Annotated in this window: 2 protein-coding genes and 1 pseudogene; 2 read left to right on the forward strand and 1 reads right to left on the reverse strand. The window is 72.1% G+C overall.

Annotated elements, in window-relative coordinates; all coding sequences use genetic code 11:
- Positions 1 to 106 precede the first annotated feature (106 nt).
- The gene (locus ACWCSD_RS52540) at positions 107 to 655 is read left to right on the forward strand and encodes a TetR/AcrR family transcriptional regulator (protein WP_449927447.1); all 549 of its coding nucleotides are present in this window, start codon (positions 107 to 109) and stop codon (positions 653 to 655) included.
- Between the two features lie 24 nt (positions 656 to 679).
- On the opposite strand, the gene ACWCSD_RS52545 is transcribed toward ACWCSD_RS52540, so the two are convergent.
- The gene (locus tag ACWCSD_RS52545) at positions 680 to 1,012 is read right to left on the reverse strand and encodes an STAS domain-containing protein (RefSeq protein WP_449927449.1); all 333 of its coding nucleotides are present in this window, start codon (positions 1,010 to 1,012) and stop codon (positions 680 to 682) included.
- A 284-nt stretch (positions 1,013 to 1,296) separates the two neighbouring features.
- On the opposite strand from ACWCSD_RS52545, the pseudogene ACWCSD_RS52550 reads away from it, so the two are divergent.
- Positions 1,297 to 1,487: pseudogene (locus tag ACWCSD_RS52550) on the forward strand (hypothetical protein); the annotation flags it as partial.

The following is a 1,487-nucleotide window of genomic DNA, read 5'->3' on the forward strand; positions in this document are numbered from 1 at the left end:
CGAGTACGCCCTTGCCGTCGAGCATGTGTCCTCCACTATGCGGAACTGATTCCGGTTAAGAATATACGGAACGCGTTCCGCTTTGCCCGGCCGATAAGGTGAACCCGTGGCACAGGAACGGGCCGACGCCGCCAGGAACCGGTCGAAGATCCTCGCGGCGGCCGCGGAGATCGTCGCCACCGCGGGAATGAAGGGCCTGGCGATGGCCGACGTCGCGGCCGCCTCGGGCGTCGGCATCGGCACCCTGTACCGGCGGTTCGGCGACAGGTCGGGCCTGGCGTACGCGCTCATCGACGAGAAGGAACGCGAGTTCCAGCAGGCGTTCCTGAACGGCCCGCCGCCGCTGGGCCCCGGGGCGCCGGAGATCGAGCGGCTCCGCGCCTTCCTGCACGCGCTGACCGATCGCACCTTCGCCCAGCTCGACCTGCTGCTGATGGCCGAGACCGCGGGGGAGTTCACCCGCTTCGGCGGGGCCTACGAGGCGTACCACCAGCACCTGGTGATGCTGATCGGGCAGATCAAGCCGGAGGCGGACGCGGGCTTCCTCGCCGACGCCCTGCTCGCGCCGGTCGCGGCCAACCTGGTCGTCCACCGGGGCCGTACGGCCTCCGCGGTGAAGGCGGGCCTCGACGCCCTGCTCACGGGCCTGCGATAGCGGCGATCTGGAGCTGAGCGCCGTTCACGCGGCGGGGCGGACGTCCGCGAGGGAGACCGGGGAGAACGTCCGGTCGAGCCGGGTCACCTCCAGCAATCGCAGGACGGCCGGCGTCACCCCCGTCAGCCGGAGGCTGCCGTGGCGGGCGGCCGCCAGGTCGCGCGCGGCCACCAGCGCGGCCAGCCCGCGGGCGTCCATGAAGGTCACCCCGCTGAGGTCGAGGACGAGACGCGTGCCCTGCTCGGCGAGGGCGGCGGCGATCCGGGCGCGGAACCCCGCCTGCGTGGCCAGGTCCAGGTCGCCGGCGACCTTCAGCACCGCCCGCCTGCCCGTGCCAGGCCGCGCCTGAGAAGTCATGTCCGTCTCCTTACCTTCGGCGGGCGGCCGGTGGCCGGCGTTCGTCAGCGGAAGCACGATGCCCCCGAAGCGAAGCTACGAGAACGCCGGCCACCGGGATAGGGCCCAAAGTCCCACCTCCGGCAGCCGAAGGACCGGGCCCGGCCGGGCGGCCACGGAACGGACGGCCCTGAGGACCAAGGTCCTTCCAGCGAGGGGCGTACGACACTGACCGGGAGCGGACGCCCGCAGTGGAATAGGGGTGAGACAAGGACGTACACCCCCCACCGAAAGGGAGGCCCGCCATGGCCACCACCATCAACCGGCCCGTGATGGACGTCGCCCCCGTGCAGGCGGCGCGTACCCCGGTCGACTACGTCTGGGCCGTCGCCCGGATCGCGATCGGCTGGATCTTCCTGTGGGCGTTCCTGGACAAGACGTTCGGGTGGGGGTTCGCGACCCCGGCGGGCAAGGCGTGGATCGCGGGCGGCAGCCC

Source organism: Nonomuraea sp. NPDC001684, assembly GCF_053596515.1.